Source organism: Salinicola aestuarinus (genome assembly GCF_003206645.1).
Lineage (GTDB): Bacteria > Pseudomonadota > Gammaproteobacteria > Pseudomonadales > Halomonadaceae > Salinicola > Salinicola aestuarinus.
Genome location: NZ_PZJP01000001.1, coordinates 61,169 through 82,876, shown reverse-complemented (window position 1 = coordinate 82,876; position 21,708 = coordinate 61,169). Strand labels below are relative to the sequence as shown.

The following is a 21,708-nucleotide window of genomic DNA, read 5'->3' as shown; positions in this document are numbered from 1 at the left end:
CCCTCGGAAACGACAACGGCCCGCCAAATGGCGGGCCGTTGAATCTCACTAAGCGGCAGGGAAGGGGGAAGACTCAGCCCTTCTTGCCGGCGCGCTTGCGCTCGTTCTCGGTGAGGTGCTTCTTGCGCAGCCGAATGTGCGACGGCGTCACTTCGACGACTTCGTCGTCATCGAGGAATTCCACGGCCTGCTCCAGCGTGAAGCGGATCGGCGGCGTCAGCACGATGTTCTCATCGTTGCCGGTGGAGCGCATGTTATCGAGCTTCTTGCCCTTGGTCGGGTTGACCACCATGTCGTCGGCCCGGTTGTTGATGCCGATCAGCATCCCCTCATAGACCTCGGTGCCGTGCTCGACGATCAGCTTGCCGCGATCCTGCAGGGCGAAAAGCGCGTAGGCGAGTGCCTTGCCGGAGACCATCGAGACCAGCACGCCGTTGCGGCGCTTGACCGCGGCATCGGGCTTGAGCGGGCCGTAGTGATCGAAACGGCTGGTCAGGATGCCGGTACCCGACGTCAGCGTCAGGAACTGACCGCGAAAGCCGATCAGGCCGCGCGCCGGGATGATGAAGTCCAGACGCACACGACCCTTGCCGTCCGGGTTCATGTTGGAAAGCTCACCCTTGCGATAGCCGAGCTCTTCCATGACCGAGCCCTGATGCTGCTCCTCGCAGTCGATGATGACTTCTTCGTACGGCTCCTGTTTGACGCCGTCGATCTCACGGATGATGACTTCCGGGCGGCCCACGGCCAGCTCGAAGCCTTCACGGCGCATCGATTCGACCAGCACCGACAGGTGCAGCTCGCCACGGCCGGAAACCTTGAACTTCTCGGCGGATTCGCCCTGCTCAACGCGAAGCGCCACGTTGTGGATCAGCTCCTGATCGAGGCGATCCTTGATGTTACGACTGGTGACGTACTTGCCTTCCTTGCCGGCGAACGGCGAGTCGTTGACCTGGAAGGTCATGGAGACCGTCGGCTCGTCCACCGATAGCGGCGGCAGTGCCTCGACCGCGCTCTGCTCGCAGAGCGTGTCGGAAATCGCCAGGTCTTCGATACCGGTGATGCAGACGATATCGCCGGCAGTGGCTTCGTCGGTCTGCACGCGGTCGAGACCCAGGTGGGTCATGACCTGGCCGACCTTGCCCTTGCGGACGTTGCCTTCCTTGGTGATGACGCTGATCTGCTGGCTCGGCTTGACGCTGCCGCGCTTGATGCGGCCGAGGCCGATGACGCCGACGTAGCTGTTGTAGTCGAGCGCCGAGATCTGCATCTGGAACGGGCCGTCGATTTCGACCTTCGGCGGCTCGACGATGTCGACGATCGACTTGAACATCGGCGTCATGTCGTCTTCGAGGGCATCCGGCTCCATGCCGGCGATGCCGTTGAGCGCCGAGCAGTAGATGATCGGGAAGTCGAGCTGCTCGTCGGTCGCGCCGAGGTTGTCGAACAAATCGAAGATCTGGTCGATGACCCAGTCAGGACGCGCACCGGGACGGTCGATCTTGTTGACGACAACGATCGGCTTGAGGCCCTGGGCGAACGCCTTCTGGGTCACGAAGCGGGTCTGCGGCATCGGGCCGTCGACGGCATCGACCAGCAGGAGCACGGAGTCGACCATGGACATCACGCGCTCGACTTCGCCACCGAAATCGGCGTGTCCCGGGGTGTCGACGATATTGATGTGGTAGTCGCGGTCGTTGCCGTCATTCCAGCGGATCGCGGTGTTCTTGGCCAGGATGGTGATGCCGCGCTCTTTTTCCTGGTCATTGGAGTCCATGATCCGCTCCTGGCCTTCGGCCTTGCGGTCCAGGGTGCCGGACTGGCTCAGGAGCTTGTCGACCAGCGTCGTCTTGCCGTGGTCGACGTGGGCGATGATGGCAATGTTTCTAATGCTCTGAATGCGAGCGTCAGCGTTGTCACTCATGGGGCGTTGTCCATATAAATGTGTGCGCCCACGAGGGCTGTCGATCGTCTTCTTGCCTGAATCGACGCATACCCTGGGCACGGGTAGGAGGGTCGGGCGCGCATTGTACAGGCAAGGGTGCGAGACTGGCTACTTTCGTCGAGTGCGGTGCGTTCGAAGCACCGTTTATCCGGTTGCTGGCCATTTCACGTCAGTTCGCGTCACCACGCGGCTGGCCCGCGCCACCGGCGGGGTCACGACAAGCCGCTGCCCCTTCAGGAGTCTGCATGACTGAACGCGACGACCTCGCCGCCGACCTTCGTCGGATCCTGCGCAACGATGCCTGGCGCATGGCACGTCTTGCCGAAGCGCGAGCGCTGGCGCTGCCGGACTGGTGGCTTGCAGCGGGGTTCGTGCGCAACGCGGTCTGGGATCACCTCCACGGGGGGATGTCGACGCCGCTAAACGACATCGATCTGATCTATTTCGACGCTGACGATACCCGCCCTGAACGCGACGACGCGCTGGGCGAGCGACTTCATCGCCGCTCGGCGCTGCCCTGGTCGGTAAAGAATCAGGCAAGGATGCACCACCGGCAGGGTCATGCCCCCTATGAGTCGGCGACCCACGCGATGCACTTCTGGGTCGAGTGCGAGACGGCCGTGGCCGTGCGTCTGGAAGCCAACGGTGAACTTCTCCTCAGCGCGCCACTCGGCCTGGTGTCACTGATGGCGGGGCAGCTGAGCCATAACCCGCGACACGCCAACCCCGCCGTATTCCACGAGCGCGTCGCTCGAAAAGGCTGGCGCCAGCGATGGCCGATGCTGAAACCGGTGCCGTGAGCATGGCCCCTTCTGGCCAGCGTTGGCGCGGGTTGGTGAGTGAGCAGGGCGATTGGGTACGACCAATGTCCAATACGGGGAATCTCAAGATCGATGCCGGCAGGCCGAAGGCTATTCCATCGTCCTGTGAGGGGGCGATCTCGCTCACTGACAGGAAGTCCGGTACCGCCAATGATCAGAATCTTGCGTGACATGAGCCTGGGCGCCCGCCTGGGTTGCGGTTTTGCCGTCATTCTCGGGTTGATGCTAACCGTGACGGCCGTCGGGGTCTGGCGCGTCCAGACCATCGACAGCGGTCTGTCACACATCAATGACGTGAATAGCGTCAAACAGCGCTACGCCGTCGATATGCGCGGCAGTGTCCACGATCGTGCCATCGCCATCCGTGACCTTACGCTGGTCGACAATAGCGAGGTGCCCGACGTGCTCGCGCTGATCGAGCGCCTGGGAGCGACGTTCGTCGTCGCCGAGCAGAAGATGCAGGCGATTCTCGCCGAGCCGGCCAATACCACGGAACGAGACAGTTCGCTCTACGCCGGGATCGAAGCCGCCCAGGCGCGAACGCTACCGATCATTGCCAGGGTGCTCGAACTCCGTGGCAACGGCGCCAATTACTCGGCTCAGATGCTGGTGCTCGAAGAAGCCCGCCCGGCACTGATTGACTGGCTCGGCGCCATCAACGCCTTCATCGACTATCAGGGAGCCCTCAATCAAGAGGAAGTGGCGGAGGTGCGCGGGGTCGCGGCCGGCTTCCGCTGGTTGATGATCGCCCTTTGCGGTGTCGCCCTGGTGCTGGGTATCGCACTCGCCACCGGCTTGACCCTCTGGCTCAAACGCACGCTGGGTGCCGAGCCCGCTGAGGTGCGTTCGCTGGCGGCGGCCATCGGGCGTGGGCGTCTGGACATCGTGGCCTCCCGAGCGCGCCCCGGTCGGAGCATCATGGGCGAGCTTGAGAAAACCGCGGCGACCCTCCGCGAAACCGTGGCTGACGTGCGCCAGGGGGCCAATGCCGTGGCCGCGGCGAGCGTGCGGATCGACGAGGACAATCGCCTGCTTGCCTCGCGAACGCAATCTCAGGCTGCGGCGCTCGAACAGACGTCGTCGTCAATGGAAGAGCTCGACTCGACGGTGCGCCAGAATGCCGACAACGCGGCGCAGGGGGATCAGTTCGCCACGGAGGCGGCGGCGGTTGCCGAGCGCGCCGGTGAAGCTTTCTCGGAGGTCGTCACGACGATGCGAGAGATCAATCAGGAGTCGAATCGGATCGCCGATATCGTCAGCCTGATCGACGACATCGCCTTCCAGACCAACATTCTGGCGCTGAATGCCTCGGTCGAGGCGGCGCGCGCCAGCGAGCACGGACGCGGCTTTGCCGTGGTGGCCAGCGAAGTGCGCAATCTGGCGGGGCGCGCCGCTGAAGCGGCACGCGACATTCGCGGGTTGATCGACAGCAGCGTCAAACGGACCACCGACGGCACGCAGCTGGTGGATCGTGCCGGTTCGACGATCGACGATGTGCTGGCGGCCATTCGCCGTGTGAGCAGCCTCATGGCGGAGATCAGTCAGGCGAGTGCGGAGCAGCGCATGGGCGTGAGTCAGGTCGGTGACGCGGTCAACGAGCTGGACCGCACGACGCAGCAGAATGCCGGTATGGCGGATCAGAGTCAGCGCGCCACCCACGCCCTGAGGGAGCAGGCGAACCAGCTGTTGGCCGCCATGGCGTCGTTCGAGATCGGCGATACGGATGCGTCGAATGCCACAGCCGCCTCGTCGGCGCCTGAGACGTCGCGGCGCGGTGAGGCTCCCCGAGCGTTGCCGGCCTAGGCCGGCAGGTGCCCTAGCAGCCAGTCGAAGAGCTTTCCGGAGCTGCTGGCCAGCGGCTGGTCGATGACGAAACGTGGCAGGTGCTTCGCATGGACGCCGGGCTCCAGCCAGCCCGGCGTCCGCGTCAGCCAGCGCGCCTCGGCGTCGAGCGGGGTGAAGCGGTCCAGTCGACCGATGTCGCCGACGTCGGTGCAGGCGCGAATCGCCAGCGGCTCGCGACAGAGCCGCGCCAGCCGTTGGCGACCGCTCTGTAGCGCCCGCCGGGCATCGCAGCTGGCGGCGAGCGCCGCGACATCGGTCAGCTGACCAAAGCGCAGTAGTCCTCCATGATCCAGCCGGCGCACGCTGAAGGCATCGAGCGCCGCGCCTGCATAGCCCTCTTCCCCGCTCGACTCTTCACGCCACAGGCGATCGGCGATCTCCCTGAGCGGAATCGTCCCGCTCGTCGTTAGCGCCTCCATATACTCGTCGATGGCGTGACTCTTGCGCTCGTCGCAGCCGCCGTGGGGCGCGCGCGGCAGCCCCAGATCCGCCAGGCGAGCCGCGATGCGTCCGTGATCGCTCTCGTCATGCCACAGCGCTTCGGCGATCGACAGACGATCCGGCATCCATGGCTGGCGCAGGCTGGGGTCGGGCAAGAACACGCTGGCGGGAAAGGCTAGCCGCTCGAGGGTGGGATGAATCTGCGTGGCGACGTCGCGCCAGCCACCGTCGATGGTCAGCGCGATCCGCGGAAGCTGGTCATGGTGTAGCTGCAGCGCGTGATTCAGGCTGACGAGCTGTGCGCTCTCGGCCAGGCTTGCGATCAGCTGCTCGAGACTCTCCGGCCCCAGACAGTAATGTCGCCGATGCGGCAGGCGCGCCTCATCCTCGCTGGCGAGAACGCGGTTGATCGCAAGTATCGCACTACGGCCCCAAAGGGGTTCGCTCACGCTGCGCCGCCAATGGCCGCGAAGACGCTGAACCACACTCTGTGGGCGTTCTATCCTGGCCATCGCAACTCCCTTTGCGGCGCGACTCTGCCGCGTCTACGACCCCGGTTTATCGATACAGCAGCTATTACCAAGCGATGATCGATCGAATGCCTGTGTCCTGATTCCTGTGATCGAGGATATTCGTTGGTTTGGCGGAAAGCGAACGTCACGGCCGGCGTCTGGATGCATTTTTTTGGTGCAGAAGAACGAATAAAGGCGTCCTTATGGTGCGCGTCTGCCGGCTCGCTTTATCGATTTGGGATGTGATGCGTCATTTCAGTCGTTTATGTTTTTCGCGATATTAAAAAAAGTGCTTTTTAATCAGTTGCCTAAAAGGCTTTTAATGGGGTTTGCGCCATTTTGGCACATTCTCTGCATTTGTCTGGGAAACGTTGTGCACGTGGGCAATCGCCTTTGGTGCATGCTAAAAAGCGGTGTTGGACATTCGCCAACGAATCGAGCCCCAGCTCACAGTGGAGGACAACATGTCTGAGAAAACCCTCGCCCTTATCGAAGAACACGACGTCAAGTGGATCGATCTGCGCTTTACCGATACCAAGGGCAAGGAGCAGCACGTCACGATCCCGGCCAGCGCCGTCGACGACGAGTTCTTCGAAGACGGCCAAATGTTTGACGGCTCCTCCATCGAAGGCTGGAAGGGCATCAACGAGTCGGACATGATTCTGCGCCCGGAAGACGGCACCGGCTTTCTCGACCCGTTCACCGAAGACGCCACGCTGATCCTGCGCTGTGACATCATCGAGCCGGCGACCATGCAGGGCTACGAGCGTGATCCGCGCTCCATCGCCAAGCGTGCCGAGGCCTACCTCAACAGCACCGGCCTTGGCGACACCGCCTTCTTTGGTCCGGAGCCCGAGTTCTTCATCTTCGACGAGGTCCACTTCAAGACCGACATCGAAGGCTCGATGTACAAGATCTCCTCGGAAGAGGGCGCCTGGGCCACGGATCGTCAGTTCGAAGGCGGCAACCTGGCGCACCGTCCGCGCGTCAAGGGCGGCTACTTTCCGGTCCCGCCGGTTGACAGCTTCCACGACATCCGCAGCGCGATGTGCAACACGCTTCAGGCTATCGGCCAGGGCGTCGAAGTTCATCACCACGAGGTGGCGAACGCCGGCCAGAACGAGATCGGCGTCAAGTTCAACACGCTGGTGAAGAAGGCCGACGAAGTTCAGGAGATGAAGTACGTCATCCACAACGTCGCCCACGCCTACGGCAAGACCGCGACGTTCATGCCCAAGCCCCTGGTCGGCGACAACGGCTCCGGCATGCACGTGCACCAGTCCTTCTGGAAAGACGGCACCAACCAGTTCGCGGGCGACGAGTACGCGGGCCTGTCCGAGATGGCGCTCTACTACATCGGCGGCATCATCAAGCACGCACGTGCCCTGAACGCCTTCACCAACGCGTCGACCAACTCCTACAAGCGTCTGGTGCCGGGCTTCGAAGCGCCGGTCATGCTCGCCTACAGCGCGCGCAACCGCTCCGCCTCGATCCGTATTCCGTACACCTCGAGCCCGAAAGGCAAGCGTGTCGAGACTCGCTTCCCCGACCCGACCGCCAACCCGTACCTCGCCTTCTCGGCGATGCTGATGGCCGGTATCGACGGCATCAAGAACAAGATTCATCCGGGCGATGCCATGGACAAGAATCTGTACGACCTGCCGCCGGAAGAGGGCAAGAAGATCCCGACCGTGGCCAACAGCCTCGATCAGGCCCTGGAAGCGCTCGACGCCGATCGCGCCTTCCTCACCGAGGGTGGCGTCTTCACCGACAGCATGATCGATGGCTACATCGAGCTGAAGAACGAAGAAGTCGATCGCCTGCGCATGGCGACCCACCCGGTCGAGTTCGAGCTGTACTACAGCGTCTAAGTTCGATCAGCGCCTGATGCCGGCCAACCTGTGAGAGCGAGTCGTCTTACGCTGGCCGCGCAACGAAAGCCCCACTTCGGTGGGGCTTTTTCGTTAGGGCTTTTCGTTAGGGCTATTGGGGTCGGGGCTCTTTTTGTTAGGGCTCTTTTTGTTAAGACTCCTCTATAGAGAGGGCAAGCTGGCCGCAGCGCAAGAAAACGGCGTCGTCGGTCGATAGTCAGGAAAATCTTCAGGGGGCGAGCGGTCATGCGGAGAGTCGGACATCGAGCACACTCGAACATCGTCGCGCCGGGTATCGCCTTGCTGTGCCTGGGACTGCTGGCCGGGCCGGCGGTGGCCGCGACGGTCTACAAGCATCGCGCCGCCGACGGCAGCGTGGTGTTCAGCGATGAACCGCGCGCCGGCGAGCGGTTCGCGCTGGATCCCATCACGGTAGTCGACCCGGCGGCGGCTGCCGCGCCCTCACGCAGCGCTGAAACCGACGGCGGCGCGGGCCCGCGGGAGGCGTTCGAGTACGCGCGGTTCGCCATCGCCTCGCCGAGCGACGAGCAGACACTGCCGACCGGCCAGGCGGGCAACGTTCAGGTCCAGCTCGATATCGAGCCTGCACTGCATCAGGGAGATCGCGTCCAGCTACGTGTCAACGGGACCCTCCGCCAGTCGGCGCTGCATACGCGTGTCTTCGCGCTGACCGGGCTCGACCGCGGTGAATACCAGCTGGTGGCCGAGCTCGTTGACGCCAGCGGTCGCGTTCGTCTGGCAACGCCCCCGGTCACGCTCTACGTGCAGCGCGCCAGCGTCAATCTGCCCTCGAATCCCCATCGTTCCGGTCGCCCCTGAGCCCCGCCCACCGAGGCGCATGCGGTGCAGTCTGCCTGACCGGTACGCGTCGTTGCACCGGCATAAAGCGTCGTTTCTCGCTCGACCGGCCTCACTTCATTCTCTTGGCTGAGATTGATTGGCGCGTGTCCGCCTCAATGGTGACGCGTAGTGCGCTATTTTGGTGCATCATGATCGTCTGGCCTGACCTCCGTGACGCAGCAGTGGCCGTTTTCCCCACTGGCGCGGTTTTTGCACTGTAGAAGAACATGCCGGATCACCACGATGGAACAACGTATGTATCAACGTTTGCTGGAGCATCTGACCACTGCCGTGGTGCTGCTCGACGAACGCCTCCGCGTGCGCTGGCTCAACCCGGCCGCCGAGGCGTTGCTGGCCGCCAGTCGCCCCCGTGTGGTCGGCCACTGGCTCGAGTGTCTGGCCGGCGAGAACGATGCGATCCGAGTGGTACTGCAAAAGGCGATGGAGGAGTTTCATCCCTATACCCAGCGTGAGGCGACGCTGGTGTTCGCCACCGGTGAGTCGGTGACGGTGGACTTCACCGCCACGCCGATGACCAGTCGCGAGCTGCTGGTCGAGATCGAACCGCGCGACCGGCTGATGCGAATCTCCCGCGAGGAGGCGCTGATCGCGCGTCAGGAGACGGTCAAGGCGCTGATGCGGGGGCTCGCCCACGAGGTGAAAAACCCGCTCGGTGGCATCCGCGGGGCGGCGCAGTTGCTCGAGCGCGATCTGCCCGATCCGCAGCTGGCGGAGTTTACTCGGATCATCGTCGAGGAGGCGGATCGGCTGCGCGATCTGGTCGACCGCATGCTGGGGCCGAACACCATCATTCGGCACGAGCCGCTCAACGTCCACAAGGTGCTGGAGCGGGTGCGGGCGCTGCTCGAGGCCGAGCACGCCAAGCTGGTCTTCGAGCGCGATTACGACCCCAGCGTGCCGGAGCTGATCGGTGACGAGGCCCAGCTCATTCAGGCGACGTTGAACATTGCCCGTAACGCGGTGCAGGCGATGGAGGAGCACGCCACGCCGTCGCCGCGCCTGCTGCTGCGAACGCGCGTTCGGCGCCAGTTCACGCTTGGCGTGGATCGGCACCGCATGGTCTGCGAGGTGGCGATCATCGACAACGGACCGGGCATTCCCGAGCCCATTCGCGAGACGCTGTTCTTCCCGATGGTCTCCGGGCGTGCCGAAGGCAGCGGGCTTGGGCTCTCCATCGCCCAGTCGATCCTGCATCAGCATCAGGGGTTGATCGAGTGCGACTCGCGCCCAGGTGCCACCGAGTTTCGCCTGCTGATACCGCTCGAGGCGTCGCCATGACCCTCGGTTGCGATGCTGGCAACGCGACCCCCACTACCGCTGGAGAATCGTCATGACAGATGTCGCTCGTATCGTGATCGTCGACGACGACCGCGCCATCCGCTGGGTGCTCGAGCGGGCGCTCGCTCAGCCGGATCTCGAAGTGACCAGCTTCGAGCGTGCCGATATCGCCCTCGAGTCGATCGAACGCCACCCACCGGATGTGTTGCTCACCGATATCCGCATGCCCGGCCTCGACGGCCTCGATCTGATGGCCAAGGTGCGTGAGCAGAACCCCGATCTCCCGGTCATCGTGATGACCGCCCATTCGGATCTGGATAGTGCCGTCGCCTCCTATCAGGGCGGCGCGTTCGAGTATCTGCCCAAGCCGTTCGATGTCGACGATGCGCTGGCGCTGGTGCGCCGCGGCGTGGCCCATGCGCGGGAGCGCCGCTCGCCTGCGGCGATGCCGGAGGGGCTCTCGGCCGAGATCATCGGTGAGGCGCCGGCGATGCAGGAGGTGTTTCGCGCCATCGGCCGGCTCTCGCAGTCGCACATTACCGTGCTGATCAACGGGGAGTCCGGTACCGGCAAGGAGCGCGTCGCCCAAGCGCTGCATCAGCACAGTCCGCGCTCCGGCAATCCGTTCATCGCGCTCAACATGGCGGCCATTCCCAAGGATCTGATGGAGTCGGAGCTGTTCGGCCATGAAAAAGGGGCCTTCACCGGCGCGACGGCGCAGCGCCGAGGACGCTTCGAGCAGGCCGACGGCGGCACGCTCTTTCTCGACGAGATCGGCGACATGCCAGCAGAGACCCAGACCCGGCTGCTGCGGGTGCTTGCTGACGGGGAGTTCTACCGGGTCGGCGGCCATGTTCCGGTCAAGGTGGACGTGCGCATCATCGCCGCCACCCATCAGCACCTCGAATCGCTGGTGAACGACGGTCGCTTTCGCGAGGATCTCTTTCACCGGCTCAACGTCATCCGCGTGCACCTGCCGACGCTGGCCGAGCGGCGCGAGGACATCCCGCGGCTCGCCCAGCATTTTCTCGCCGAGGCGGCCAAGGAGCTCTCCGCCGAGCCCAAGGTGCTTACCGAGAGTGCCGAGACACACCTGACCCGGCTGCCGTGGCCCGGTAACGTGCGCCAGCTCGAGAACACCTGTCGCTGGCTGACGGTGATGGCGTCCGGCCGCGAGGTGCTGGTGGATGACCTGCCGCCGGAGCTTCGCCAGCTCGAGGAAGGCGACATCCCGAGCAACGACTGGCGCCACGCTTTCCGCGAGTGGGCGGATCGCGCGCTGGCCTCCGGGCAGACGCACCTGTTGGAGGAGGCGGTACCGGACTTCGAGCGCATCCTCATCGAGACGGCGCTCAAGCACACCGGCGGACGCAAGGGCGAGGCGGCAGAGCTGCTCGGCTGGGGTCGCAACACCCTCACCCGTAAACTGAAGGTGCTGCTGCCGGCGCTGGCCGATGAGTGAAGTCGGAATCACCTGAGTTAACTTCGTCGGCGAGAGCATCTACCCTTGGAACGTTCCTGCGTGTCCGGCCAAGGGGGTGCCGGGCGTCCATAGATACCGGTAACAGCGAGGGCTCATGCTCGACATGACGCAGTGGTGGCGTGGCAGTGTCATCTATCAGATCTATCCGCGGAGCTTTCTCGACGCTCGCGGCGACGGCATCGGCGATCTGCCGGGCATTACCGCCAATCTCGACTACGTGGCCGAGCTGGGTGTCGATGCGATCTGGATTTCGCCGTTCTTCCCGTCGCCGATGAAGGATTTCGGCTACGACGTCACCGATTATCGCGGCGTCGACCCGATGTTCGGCTCGTTCAACGACTTCCAGATGCTGCTCGAGCGGGCCCACGAGCTGGGGCTGAAGGTGATCATCGATCTGGTCTTCAGCCACACGTCGGACCAGCACCACTGGTTCCTCCAGAGCCGCAGCTCGCGGGAGAATCAGAAATCCGACTGGTACGTGTGGGCGGATCCCAAGCCCGACGGCACGCCGCCCAACAACTGGCTGTCGTTCTTCAGCGGCAGCGCCTGGACCTTCGATAGCCGGCGGCGCCAGTACTACCTGCACAACTTCCTGTCGTGCCAGCCGGATCTCAATTTCCATAATCCGGCGGTGCGCCGGGCGCAGCTGGATAACGCCCGCTTCTGGCTCGACATGGGGGTCGATGGTTTTCGCCTCGATACTTCCAACTTCTATTTTCACAGCGCCGAGCTGCAGAACAATCCGGCGTTGGGGAGTGGCGAACTCAAGACGCCGAGCGTGCCCGACTCGAATCCCTACTCGATGCAGCGCCACCAGTTCGATATCAGTCAGCCGGAAAACCTGGGGTTTCTTGCCGAGCTGCGAACGCTGATGAACGAGTACCCGGATACGGTGACCGTCGGCGAGATCTCCGACGACCGCCCCCTCGAGCGCATGGTCGAGTACACCCGTGGCGACGACCATCTGCACATGGCCTACACCTTCGATCTCTTCGATGCGAAGTTCGAGGCCCGAGAGCTTCGCAATATCATCGAGCACTTCCAGTATTACGCCGTCGATGCCTGGCCCTGCTGGGCACTGTCGAATCACGACGTCATGCGGGTGGTTTCGCGCTGGACGAGCGCCGAGCACCTCGAGCACCGAGGGCCGCAGGTCGCGCGACTCGCCACCGTGATGCTCTGTTCGCTCTATGGCAGCGTGTGTCTCTATCAGGGCGAGGAGCTGGGTCTGCCGGAGGGCGACGTGCCCTACGAGCGCCTCGTCGACCCCTACGGGCTGGCGCTGTGGCCTGACTACAAGGGGCGTGACGGCTGTCGCACCCCGATGCCCTGGACCGCCGGCGAGCGTGGCGGTTTCTCCACCGCCGAGCCGTGGTTGCCGGTGGACGTACACCATCGCCGGCTCAGCGTGGATCGCCAGGCGGAGGACCCCGGTAGCACGCTCAACGCCACGCGGCGCTTCCTGCGCTGGCGCAAGGCGCAGCCGGCGATGCTGGGTGGCACGCTGATCCTGAGCGACTTCGACGACGAGCTTCTCGGCTGGCTGCGGGTCTCCCGCGATCAGGCGATTCTGGTGGTGTTCAACCTCACCGACCAGACGCGCACTACCACGCTGCCCGCCGGTGCCGGCGACTTCGCCTATCAGGACGGCTTCACCGCATCGCTCGACGAGGGCATGCTGACGCTGCCGGCGTTTCAGGCGGCGTTCATCGATATCGCCCGCGAGAGTATCGACCCGCAGGCGCTGATCGAGCAGGAGCCCGACCCGGAGCGCAAAGGCTTCCTGCACCGTCTGCTGGGCTCATTGATGGGCCAGGACGACACCGGCGCGCGCTGAGCCTCGGCCTCACCCGCTGCGGGATGACGCCAGACACTCCCCACCAACGCCGAGCGCCNNCGGCGCTCGGCGTTCTGGCGCCGACATACGGGCGACAGGCGTCAGGGTGCGGATGCGCAAGATCAGTCGCCCCAGATGTCGCGGGCGAGATCCACGGTGAGACGGATCTTCTCCCACTGGTCCTGCTCGGCGAGGTCGTTGCCCTCTTCGGTCGAAGCGAAGCCACACTGCGGGCTCAGGCAGAGCTGGCGCTTGTCGACGTAGCGCGTGGCTTCCTCGAGGCGGGCGCGCACCGCGGTCGGGTCCTCGAGCTGGCCGGTCTTGGTAGTGATCAGGCCGAGCACTGCCTGCTGATGGCCCTCGGGCACGAAGCGCAGCGGGTCGAAGCTGCCGGCGCGATCGCTGTCGTATTCGAGGAACCAGGCGTCGACGTTCACCTTGCCGAAGAGCGTCTCGGCCACCGGCTCGTAGCCCCCCTCGCTGATCCAGGTGGAGCGGAAGTTGCCCCGGCAGACGTGCAGGCCGACGTGGAGATCGTCCGGCCGGTCGGCCAGTGCGTGGTTGAGCATCTCGGCGTAGATCGACTGCAGCGAGTCCGGGTTGTCGCCTCGGTCGCGTGCTGCCTTAAGCTCCTTTTCCGAGCAGAGATAGGCCCAGACGGTATCGTCGAGCTGTAGATAGCGGCAGCCGGCGTCGTAGAAGGCGCGCACCGCGTCGCGATAGGCGTCCGCCGTGTCGGCGTAAAACGCATCGAGAGAGGGGTAGACGTCACTGTCGATCTTCTTGCGGCCGCCGCGGAAGTGCAGAACGCTCGGACTGGGGATCGTCATCTTGGGCGTGACGCGGGAGACGTCAGCCAGATAGCGAAAGTGCTCCAGCATCGGATGGTTGGCGTCGAAGCCCACTTTCCCGTCGATACGGATCTGCTTGGCCGAGGTCTGCTTGCCCTGGAACTGGATCCCCTGGTCGCCGACGTAGCCGGTGACGCCGTCAAGGTGCTCGAGAAAGTCGAAGTGCCACCAGGCGCGACGAAACTCGCCGTCGGTGACCACGTTCAGGCCGGCCGCTTCCTGCTGCTCGACGACGCGTCGAATCTCGCGATCCTCGACGGATTTCAGCGCTGACGCCCCGATTTCGCCCTGCTGGAACTGGGTGCGCGCCTGCTTGAGCGCGGCCGGACGCAGAAAACTACCGACGATATCGGCTCGGAATGGGGGATGCGGTTGTGACATGACTCGAACCTCGACGTGCAGGGCGACACGCGAGTCGCCCATGGCGGGATGATGATACTGAGGCCGCTAATCATGCGGCTTCGCTCCTTCGAGCGCCAATGAACCGCGCTCAGGTCGAACATGCAGTCGACTCATGTTCACCGTGGAGGCCGCTCTCGGGTCTGATCCGGGGCTAATACGTTAGTGGTAGAATCGTCGTTCGGCGCTATCCACGGTCTCGGCGAATGCCGCGAGTCGGTCGCGCCGAATCCGAATCCCGTGCGGCCGCTTTCCTGTCCAACCGAGTCGATGTCGGTGGCAGCCCTGGCGTTTTCGATCCCCCGAACCCGCCACGGCGTGAGAGTCTCGAGAGAGCCGTTTCGTTTGATACAACTGCAGGAGTCATTCATGGCGACACCCTCTCAGCACGATCTCCGCTGCGCCTTTCGCGAACTGCTGGAGAGCGATACCTGCTACTACACGGCCTCGGTCTTCGATCCGATGTCGGCACGTATCGCGGCGGATCTCGGCTTCGAGGTAGGGATCCTCGGGGGGTCCGTGGCCTCGCTGCAGGTATTGGCGGCACCGGATTTTGCCTTGATCACGCTGAGCGAATTCGTCGAGCAGGCGACGCGCATCGGCCGGGTCACCCGGCTGCCGGTCATCGCCGATGCCGACCACGGCTACGGCAATGCACTCAACGTCATGCGAACCATCACCGAGCTCGAGCGTGCCGGCGTTGCGGCGCTGACCATCGAAGACACGCTGCTGCCGGCACAGTACGGCCACAAGTCCACCGACCTGATACCGGTGGAGGAGGGCGTCGGCAAGATGCGCGCCGCCCTCGAGGCGCGGATCGACCCGGCCATGTCGGTCATCGCGCGCACGCATGCCGGCCAGCTCGATGATGAGTCCGCCGTCGAACGAGTGCGGGCCTATCAGGCCGCCGGGGTCGATGCCATCTGCCTGGTCGGCGTGCGTGATTTCGAGCACCTGGAAACAATCGCCTCGGTACTCACCGTGCCGCTGATGCTGGTTACCTACGGCAACCCGGCGCTTGCCGACCGCGCTCGCTTGGCAGCGCTCGGGGTGCGCGTCGTGGTCAACGGCCACGCGGCCTACTTCGCGGCGATCAAAGCGACCTACGACTGCCTGCGCGAGCAGCGCGACATCGCCACCAACGATCTCGACGCCTCGCAGCTCTCCACCCGCTACTCGACGCTGGAGGAGTATCGGATCTGGGCGCGCGAGTATATGGACGTGAAAGAGTAAGCCCCGCGCGGCACAAGAAGAACGAGGCAGCCCGGTGGTCGATAGGCGTTTACCGGGCGTCGCTCGACGCGCTTTCGAAAGCGCTTCAAGGCCGGCATAGTCGATGCTCGCCACCGATGTTGTTCACCTGGAGAGACCGATGACCGCCATGCAGTGGGAGCACTTGCTCGATCCCGTTCGTCTACACGATGCCCGGACATCGCGCGGTGAGATCGGTCGCAGCCCGTTCCACAAGGATTACGACCGGATCGTCTTCTCGGGCTCGTTTCGCCGTCTGGGGCGCAAGACGCAGGTCCATCCGCTCACCGACAACGATCATATCCACACCCGGTTGACCCACTCGCTCGAAGTGGGCTGCGTGGGACGGAGTCTCGGTATGATCGTCGGCGAAGAGCTGCGTGACCGCTTGCCCGCCTGGGTGAGTCCCGCGGATCTCGGGGTGATCGTTCAGGCCGCTTGCCTCGGGCACGACATCGGCAATCCGCCGTTCGGCCACGCCGGCGAGTACGCCATCCGCGACTGGTTCAAGTGGACCGAGCACGCCGGCAGCGGCCTGCTCGATGGGCTCGACGAGGCCCAGCGCAAGGATCTGCTCACCTACGAGGGCAACGCCCAAGGCTTTCGCGTCGTCACCCAGATCGAGTACAACCAGTTTCGCGGTGGCATGAAGCTCTCCGCCGCGACCCTCGGCACGCTCCTGAAATACCCCTGGACCGTCGAACATGGCGGGGCGATGGGCAAGTTCGGCTGCTATCAGTCGGAGAAGGCGCTACTGGTCGAGGTCACCGAGCGTCTCGGCATGAAGCCGGTGGGCGACTCCAAGTGGTGCCGTCATCCGCTTGCCTATCTGGTCGAGGCCGCGGATGACATCTGCTATGCGCTGCTCGATCTCGAGGATGGCCTGGAGATGGGCATTCTGCGCTATGAAGAGGTCGCCGACGTGCTGCTACAGATTGCCGGCGAGCCGCCCCGGGGCTACGACGGCATGGAAGCGGCCGGTGTCTCCCAGCGCCGGCGTATCGCCGCGCTTCGTGGCGCGGCGATGGAGCGGGCGGTGAACGAGGTGGGCGCGGTTTTCGTCCAGCACGAGACCGCGCTGCTCAATGGTGCGCTTACGGAGGACCTGCTCGAACTCTGCCATCCGGATCTGACCTGGGGGGTCGCTTCGGCCAAGCAGCTCGCCCGCGAGCGGATCTTCCAGAACGAGCGCAAGGCGAAGCTCGAGATCGGCGCCTACACCACCCTCGGCATCCTGCTCGAAGCTTTCATCGGCGCCGCCCACGAGCTGCATCACACCGGGCAGTCATCGTTCAAGCATCAGCGCGTACTGGCGCTGATCGGCGAGAACACGCCCAAGCCCTCCTGGCCACTCTACGAAAGCTACCGTCGCATGCTCGACTTCATCGGCGGCATGACCGACCACTACGCCGTCGAACTCGCTCAAGAGATGGGTGGGCGTCTCAAGGGCGACTAACCCCGAGGCGCGGCGTGCGCTGTCTCTTCACGCGCGCCGCGCTCGCGGGGTCTCTTCTGTCGAACGACCTTCTCTCTCTCCTGCCGGGCCTCTGTACTCGTCATGTCAGCGTCTCGGCGCTGTCTTCGGGCGCCGTGATTCGCCTCAGTCGCTCTTCCCGGTCTTGATAACCCACAGTGCTACGTTGCAAGCATTTCGATAACGCCGTATTTTAATTAAACGGTCAATCAATAAAAAGGATTGGCGACGCCCGGCGAGTGATCCGTTCAACCTTATCTGGATAACCAGGGGGAACTCGACTTAACTCAGTCCGGGGACACTGGCCCCCGGAGTGGGCACTCGGGATCGACGCCGACGTCGTGAGCGACAGTCGGACCGTCGCGCGATCATTGAGCGCCACGTCGATCACAATAACGAACCGACAAGATGGGAGCCGCATGACAAACCATCCCGATCATCAGCCCCGAACCGAAGACAGACTCAATCCCGTCGTCTTCTACGGTTCGGTCATAGGGATCGTGGTCTTCTCGCTGTGGGCGATGATTGCCACCGATCAGGCCAATGGCATCATCAACGCGCTGCTAGGCTGGATCTCCAACACGTTCGGCTGGTACTACTTTCTCACGGTCGTCATCTACCTCGTCTTCGTGATCTTTCTTGGCGTCTCCCGCTTCGGCAAGATTCGACTCGGGCCCGAACACTCGCGACCCGATTTCAATATCTTCTCCTGGTCGGCGATGCTCTTCTCCGCGGGGATCGGCATCGGCGTGATCTTCTTCGCTCTCGCCGAACCGCTGACCCAGTTCTACAACGCGCCCAACGCGCCGGCAGACCAGGTGGCGGCGGCGCGACACGCCATGCAGATCACCTTTCTCCACTGGGGGATTTCCGGCTGGGGGATCTACACGCTGATCGGGATGGCGCTGGCGTTTTTCAGCTATCGCCACAACCTGCCATTGACCATTTCGAGTGCGCTCTATCCTATCTTCGGCAAGCGGATCTACGGACCGATCGGCCATGCGGTGGATATCGCTGCGGTGCTGGGCACCGTCTTCGGGATCGCCGCGAGTCTGGGGATCGGTGTCATCCAGCTCAACTTCGGGCTGGACTTCATGTTCGGCATCACCGAGAGCGTCTGGACGCAGACGGCACTGGTGCTGATGATCGTGGCCTTCGCGACGATTTCTGCGGTGACCGGGGTCGAACGTGGCATCCGGCGGCTGTCCGAATTCAACATTCTGCTGGCGGTGGCGCTGCTGCTGTTCGTGCTGTTTGCGGGTAAGACGATTTTCCTGCTCAACGCGCTGGTGATGAACGTCGGTGACTACCTGTCGAACTTCGTCGCGCTGTCATTCAACACTTATGCTTTCGATCGCCCCACGGAGTGGCTCAACGCCTGGACGATCTTCTTCTGGGCCTGGTGGATCGCCTGGGGCCCGTTCGTGGGTCTCTTTCTGGCACGCATCTCTCGGGGGCGCACCATCCGGACCTTCGTCGCCGGCACGCTGACGCTGCCGATCGCGTTCATGATGATCTGGATGTCGATTCTGGGTAACAGCGCCATCGACATGGCGATGAACGGCGCCTCCGAGTTCGGTCAGCAGGTGATGGACAATCCGCCGGGCGGTATCTACCTGTTCCTGGAGTCGTATCCGTTCCCGGTCTTCACCACCATCGCGGTCAGCATTCTGGCGATCGTCTTCTTCATCACCTCCGGCGACTCCGGGGCGCTGGTGTTGTCGAACTTCACCTCGCATCTCAAGGACGTCAACAGCGATGCGCCGATCTGGATGCGCATTCTGTGGTCTGCGGTCATCGGCATTTTGACACTCTCGCTGCTGATCGCCGGGGGGCTCTCGACGTTGCAGAGCGCGGTGGTGATCACCGGGTTGCCGTTCTCGATCGTGCTGTTCTTCATGATCGCCGGCCTCTACAAGGCGCTGAAGGTCGAGGCGTTCAAGGAAGATAGCCACCGCATGAGTCTGTCGGGATCGCTCTCCGGGCGCATGGCGGCGGGTGGTCGCGAGCAGAGCTATGACTGGCGCCGCCGCTTGAAGCGGGCGATGTCCTTCCCGGATCGCAAGGAGGCCAACCGCTTTTTGGGCGAGACCGGTCGGCCGGCGATGGAAGCGGTGCGTGACGAGCTGGTCAAACAGGGCGTCGAGGTGGATATCTCCGAGGGGACCCAGAACGACGACGACTACCTGTCGATCTACGTCGATCTCGGCAGCGAGCAGAACTTTACCTATCAGATCTGGACGCACCCGTTCTCGACGCCGTCGTTCGCCATGCGCACCCCGCGCAGCAGCAACCGCTACTATCGCCTGGAGGTGTATCTGCTGGAGGGGAGTCAGGGCTACGATCTGACCGGCTATACGCAGGCACAGGTGATCGATGACATCCTCGATCAGTACGAACGCCACCTGCAGTTCCTGCATATGAACCGGGAGGACCCAAGCACAATCAGTATGCCTGACAGTCCCGAACAGCCACCGGCCTGATCCGCGCCGTCACTCCGTCACCCCGGCCTCTGGCCGGGGTTTTTCGTGGGTGCCCCACCTTGGTCGAGGCCCGCCTTGGGCCACGCGACCGCGTGCTACGCTTGCAATGTCGATAACAACAATGCGAGGTGAGCCGTGGGTGACTTCACGCTGGTAGATACCCTCGTCCTGATCGTCTACGTCGCGGGGATCGCCTGGTTGGGCGCGCGCTTCGGCAAGGATCAGGAGAGCACGCAAGACTATTTCCTTGGTGGGCGGAAGATTCCCGGCTGGGCCATCGGGTTGTCGGTCATGGCGACCCAGGCCAGTGCGATTACCTTCATCGGGGCGCCGGGGTGGGGCTTTGACGGCGGCCTGGAGCGGTTGGCCACCTTCATCAACGTGCCGCTGGCGATGGCGGTGCTGATCGTGGTGCTGGTCCCGATCTTCCACCGCGCCGGCATTTACAGCATCTATGAGCTGCTCGAACGTCGGTTCGGTCCGCTCACCCGCTCACTGGCAGCGCTCCTGTTTCTCATCGCGCGCGGGCTCGCCACCGGCGTGGTGCTCTACGCCCCGGCACTCGTACTCGCGGTGGTCACCGGCTGGAACGTCAACGTGACCATCGTGCTGATGGCGGTGATCGCGGTGAGCTATACCGTGCTCGGCGGCATTAGCGCCGTTATCTGGACCGACGTGGTGCAGATGTTCGTGCTCTGGCTCGGCGCGATACTGAGTATGGTGCTGATGGTCACCAGCCTGCCCGGCGGCTGGAGCGACGTCTTCGCGTACGGCGCCGCCAACGGGCTCTTCGATACGCTCGATTTCTCTCTCGACCCCACCGTGACCTACTCGATCTGGGCCGGCCTGATCGGCGGCGTTGTGATGCACGTTGCCTACTTCGGGACCGATCAGAGCCAGATCCAGCGCGTGCTGACCAGCCCGTCCATCGCTGAGGGACAGCGCTCGCTACTGATCGGCGGCTATCTGCTGGTGCCGCAGATGCTGCTGTTCCTGTTCATCGGCGTCATGCTCGCCACCTATTACCAGCAGCACGGACTCATCGCGCCGGAGAATCTCAATGAGCTCTTCCCGCGCTATGTGGTGGAGGCGTTTCCGGTAGGGATTACCGGGCTCGTGATCGCCGGGGTATTCGCCGCGGCAATGTCGAGTCTCGACTCCGCGCTGAATTCGCTCTCGGCAGTCACGATCCGCGACTTTTACGCGCGCTACGTCAAACCCGACGCGAGCGAGCGACACTATCTTCGCGCCTCTCGCTGGGCGACCGTTTTCTGGGGGCTCTATGCCACGGCATTCGCATTTTTTGCCGGCAACCTCGGGCCGGTGATCGAAGCCGTGAACCGCATCGGCTCCTGGTTCTATGGCGCGCTGCTGGGGGTCTTTCTGCTGGCGGTGATGACCCACCGCAGCAACGGGCGGGGCGCGGTGGCGGGAATGATCGTCGGCATGGCCGCGGTCTGGGCCGCCTCGCAGCTCGGCATCTCTTGGCTCTATCAGAACGCGGTCGGGCTAATCGTATCGGTGGGCGTGGGCTACGCGGTGAGTTTGACCGCGCCGGCGCCGAGCCGTGAGCAGCTCTCCGACGTGGTGATCGACGAGACCGCTCCCGACATGCAGGCCCTGCTCAAGGGGCGCAGCGCTGATGCTCGGATCATCGGCGACGATGCCAGAGTCACCCGCCGTCGCTGTATCGGGCTGATCGTCTGGTTCTTCGTCAGCCTCGCCGCCCTCGGCGCGCTGCAGCTATGGGCCAACGCCCAATGAGGGGGCTGACGAGCCTGAGGAGAAGCGGCTTGGCCAACGCCGCCGAGAGGGCGGCGGCGACCCCGGCGAATGAAAGCGTTGCGGCCCCCGAGCGGCTGGCCCGCCGGCTAGACGAGTCGGGGGCTCGCCAACGGCTTGCCCGCTTCGGTGCCGCGCGCTTCGAGCCCGCCTGGCTTTCGCTGTGGGCGGTCGCCATCGGGCGGTCCGGCGAGACCGCGCAGCCAGCGCCCGCGGCTTGGCTGTTGGCCAGCTCGCTGACGCCCCGCGCGCTGCTCTGGCCCGAGGCACTGGCGTTCGACGAAGCCGCCTGCGGCGACGAGAACTGGCTTTGCGGCGGCGACTGCCCCACCGCGGCGAGCTTCGAGACACTCTGGCTCTGGGAGCGGCTGGCGCGTCCCCGGCGCTGGGGATTGCGCGTGCAGCCCGCCACGTGCCGGCCGGTCGCGCTGCCGCTGTGGCTCGGCTATCACGACGGCCGCCATACGCGTCTGATCGTCCTGAGCGGCGTTTCCGGCGAGCCGCTGGCGTCGCTCAAACCCGCGGTGCTGGCGGGATTCAGTCGATAGGCCCG

At 64.1% G+C, this 21,708-nt stretch carries 15 protein-coding genes; 12 read left to right on the top strand and 3 right to left on the bottom strand.

Features of this window, described 5'->3' with window-relative positions:
• Positions 1-73: 73 nt before the first annotated feature.
• Complete coding sequence (gene typA, locus DOM41_RS00350) at positions 74-1,924, bottom strand: translational GTPase TypA (protein WP_110684858.1); 1,851 nt, start codon at positions 1,922-1,924, stop codon at positions 74-76.
• A 266-nt stretch (positions 1,925-2,190) separates the two neighbouring features.
• Between typA and DOM41_RS00345 the strand changes: the two genes are divergently transcribed.
• Both DOM41_RS00345 and DOM41_RS00340 read left to right on the top strand, forming a co-directional pair.
• Positions 2,191-2,745 carry a nucleotidyltransferase family protein gene (locus DOM41_RS00345; RefSeq protein ID WP_188112341.1) on the top strand — a complete coding sequence of 185 codons (555 nt, stop codon included), beginning with the start codon at positions 2,191-2,193 and terminating at the stop codon, positions 2,743-2,745.
• A 171-nt stretch (positions 2,746-2,916) separates the two neighbouring features.
• A complete protein-coding gene (locus tag DOM41_RS00340; protein ID WP_188112340.1) occupies positions 2,917-4,569 on the top strand; it encodes a methyl-accepting chemotaxis protein in 1,653 nt (550 codons plus the stop codon).
• Here DOM41_RS00340 and DOM41_RS00335 read toward each other — a convergent pair.
• Positions 4,566-5,501 carry a polysaccharide deacetylase family protein gene (locus tag DOM41_RS00335; RefSeq protein ID WP_157956803.1) on the bottom strand — a complete coding sequence of 312 codons (936 nt, stop codon included), beginning with the start codon at positions 5,499-5,501 and terminating at the stop codon, positions 4,566-4,568. The two genes, DOM41_RS00340 and DOM41_RS00335, sit on opposite strands and share 4 nt — an antisense overlap.
• Positions 5,502-6,028: 527 nt before the next feature.
• On the opposite strand from DOM41_RS00335, the gene glnA reads away from it, so the two are divergent.
• The 5 genes from glnA (at position 6,029) to DOM41_RS00310 (ending at position 12,915) form a co-directional block, all read left to right on the top strand.
• Positions 6,029-7,435 (top strand): glutamate--ammonia ligase, encoded by a 1,407-nt coding sequence (gene glnA, locus DOM41_RS00330; RefSeq protein ID WP_110684855.1) that lies wholly within the window; start codon positions 6,029-6,031, stop codon positions 7,433-7,435.
• Positions 7,436-7,681: 246 nt separating this feature from the next.
• The gene (locus DOM41_RS00325; protein ID WP_110684854.1) at positions 7,682-8,275 is read left to right on the top strand and encodes a DUF4124 domain-containing protein; all 594 of its coding nucleotides are present in this window, start codon (positions 7,682-7,684) and stop codon (positions 8,273-8,275) included.
• Between the two features lie 276 nt (positions 8,276-8,551).
• Entirely contained in the window at positions 8,552-9,595 is a 1,044-nt protein-coding gene (glnL, locus tag DOM41_RS00320) for a nitrogen regulation protein NR(II) (protein WP_110684853.1), read from the top strand.
• Positions 9,596-9,647: 52 nt separating this feature from the next.
• Positions 9,648-11,057 carry a nitrogen regulation protein NR(I) gene (glnG, locus tag DOM41_RS00315; RefSeq protein WP_110684852.1) on the top strand — a complete coding sequence of 470 codons (1,410 nt, stop codon included), beginning with the start codon at positions 9,648-9,650 and terminating at the stop codon, positions 11,055-11,057.
• 115 nt (positions 11,058-11,172) lie between these two features.
• On the top strand, positions 11,173-12,915 hold the full coding sequence (locus tag DOM41_RS00310; RefSeq protein ID WP_110684851.1) for an alpha-glucosidase: 1,743 nt from the start codon (positions 11,173-11,175) through the stop codon (positions 12,913-12,915).
• A 122-nt stretch (positions 12,916-13,037) separates the two neighbouring features.
• Here the strand turns inward: DOM41_RS00310 and DOM41_RS00305 are convergent, their stop codons facing one another.
• Entirely contained in the window at positions 13,038-14,147 is a 1,110-nt protein-coding gene (locus DOM41_RS00305; protein ID WP_110685197.1) for a cobalamin-independent methionine synthase II family protein, read from the bottom strand.
• Between the two features lie 387 nt (positions 14,148-14,534).
• On the opposite strand from DOM41_RS00305, the gene DOM41_RS00300 reads away from it, so the two are divergent.
• The 5 genes from DOM41_RS00300 to DOM41_RS00280 all read left to right on the top strand — a co-directional run bounded on the left by DOM41_RS00300 (position 14,535) and on the right by DOM41_RS00280 (position 21,703).
• Positions 14,535-15,398 (top strand): isocitrate lyase/PEP mutase family protein, encoded by an 864-nt coding sequence (locus DOM41_RS00300; RefSeq protein WP_110684850.1) that lies wholly within the window; start codon positions 14,535-14,537, stop codon positions 15,396-15,398.
• A 139-nt stretch (positions 15,399-15,537) separates the two neighbouring features.
• Positions 15,538-16,872 (top strand): deoxyguanosinetriphosphate triphosphohydrolase, encoded by a 1,335-nt coding sequence (locus DOM41_RS00295; protein WP_110684849.1) that lies wholly within the window; start codon positions 15,538-15,540, stop codon positions 16,870-16,872.
• Between the two features lie 437 nt (positions 16,873-17,309).
• Positions 17,310-19,373 (top strand): choline BCCT transporter BetT, encoded by a 2,064-nt coding sequence (gene betT / locus DOM41_RS00290; protein WP_110684848.1) that lies wholly within the window; start codon positions 17,310-17,312, stop codon positions 19,371-19,373.
• A gap of 135 nt (positions 19,374-19,508) precedes the next feature.
• A complete protein-coding gene (locus tag DOM41_RS00285) occupies positions 19,509-21,137 on the top strand; it encodes a sodium:solute symporter family protein (RefSeq protein ID WP_110684847.1) in 1,629 nt (542 codons plus the stop codon).
• 29 nt (positions 21,138-21,166) lie between these two features.
• Entirely contained in the window at positions 21,167-21,703 is a 537-nt protein-coding gene (locus DOM41_RS00280) for a hypothetical protein (protein ID WP_110684846.1), read from the top strand.
• Positions 21,704-21,708 lie beyond the last annotated feature (5 nt).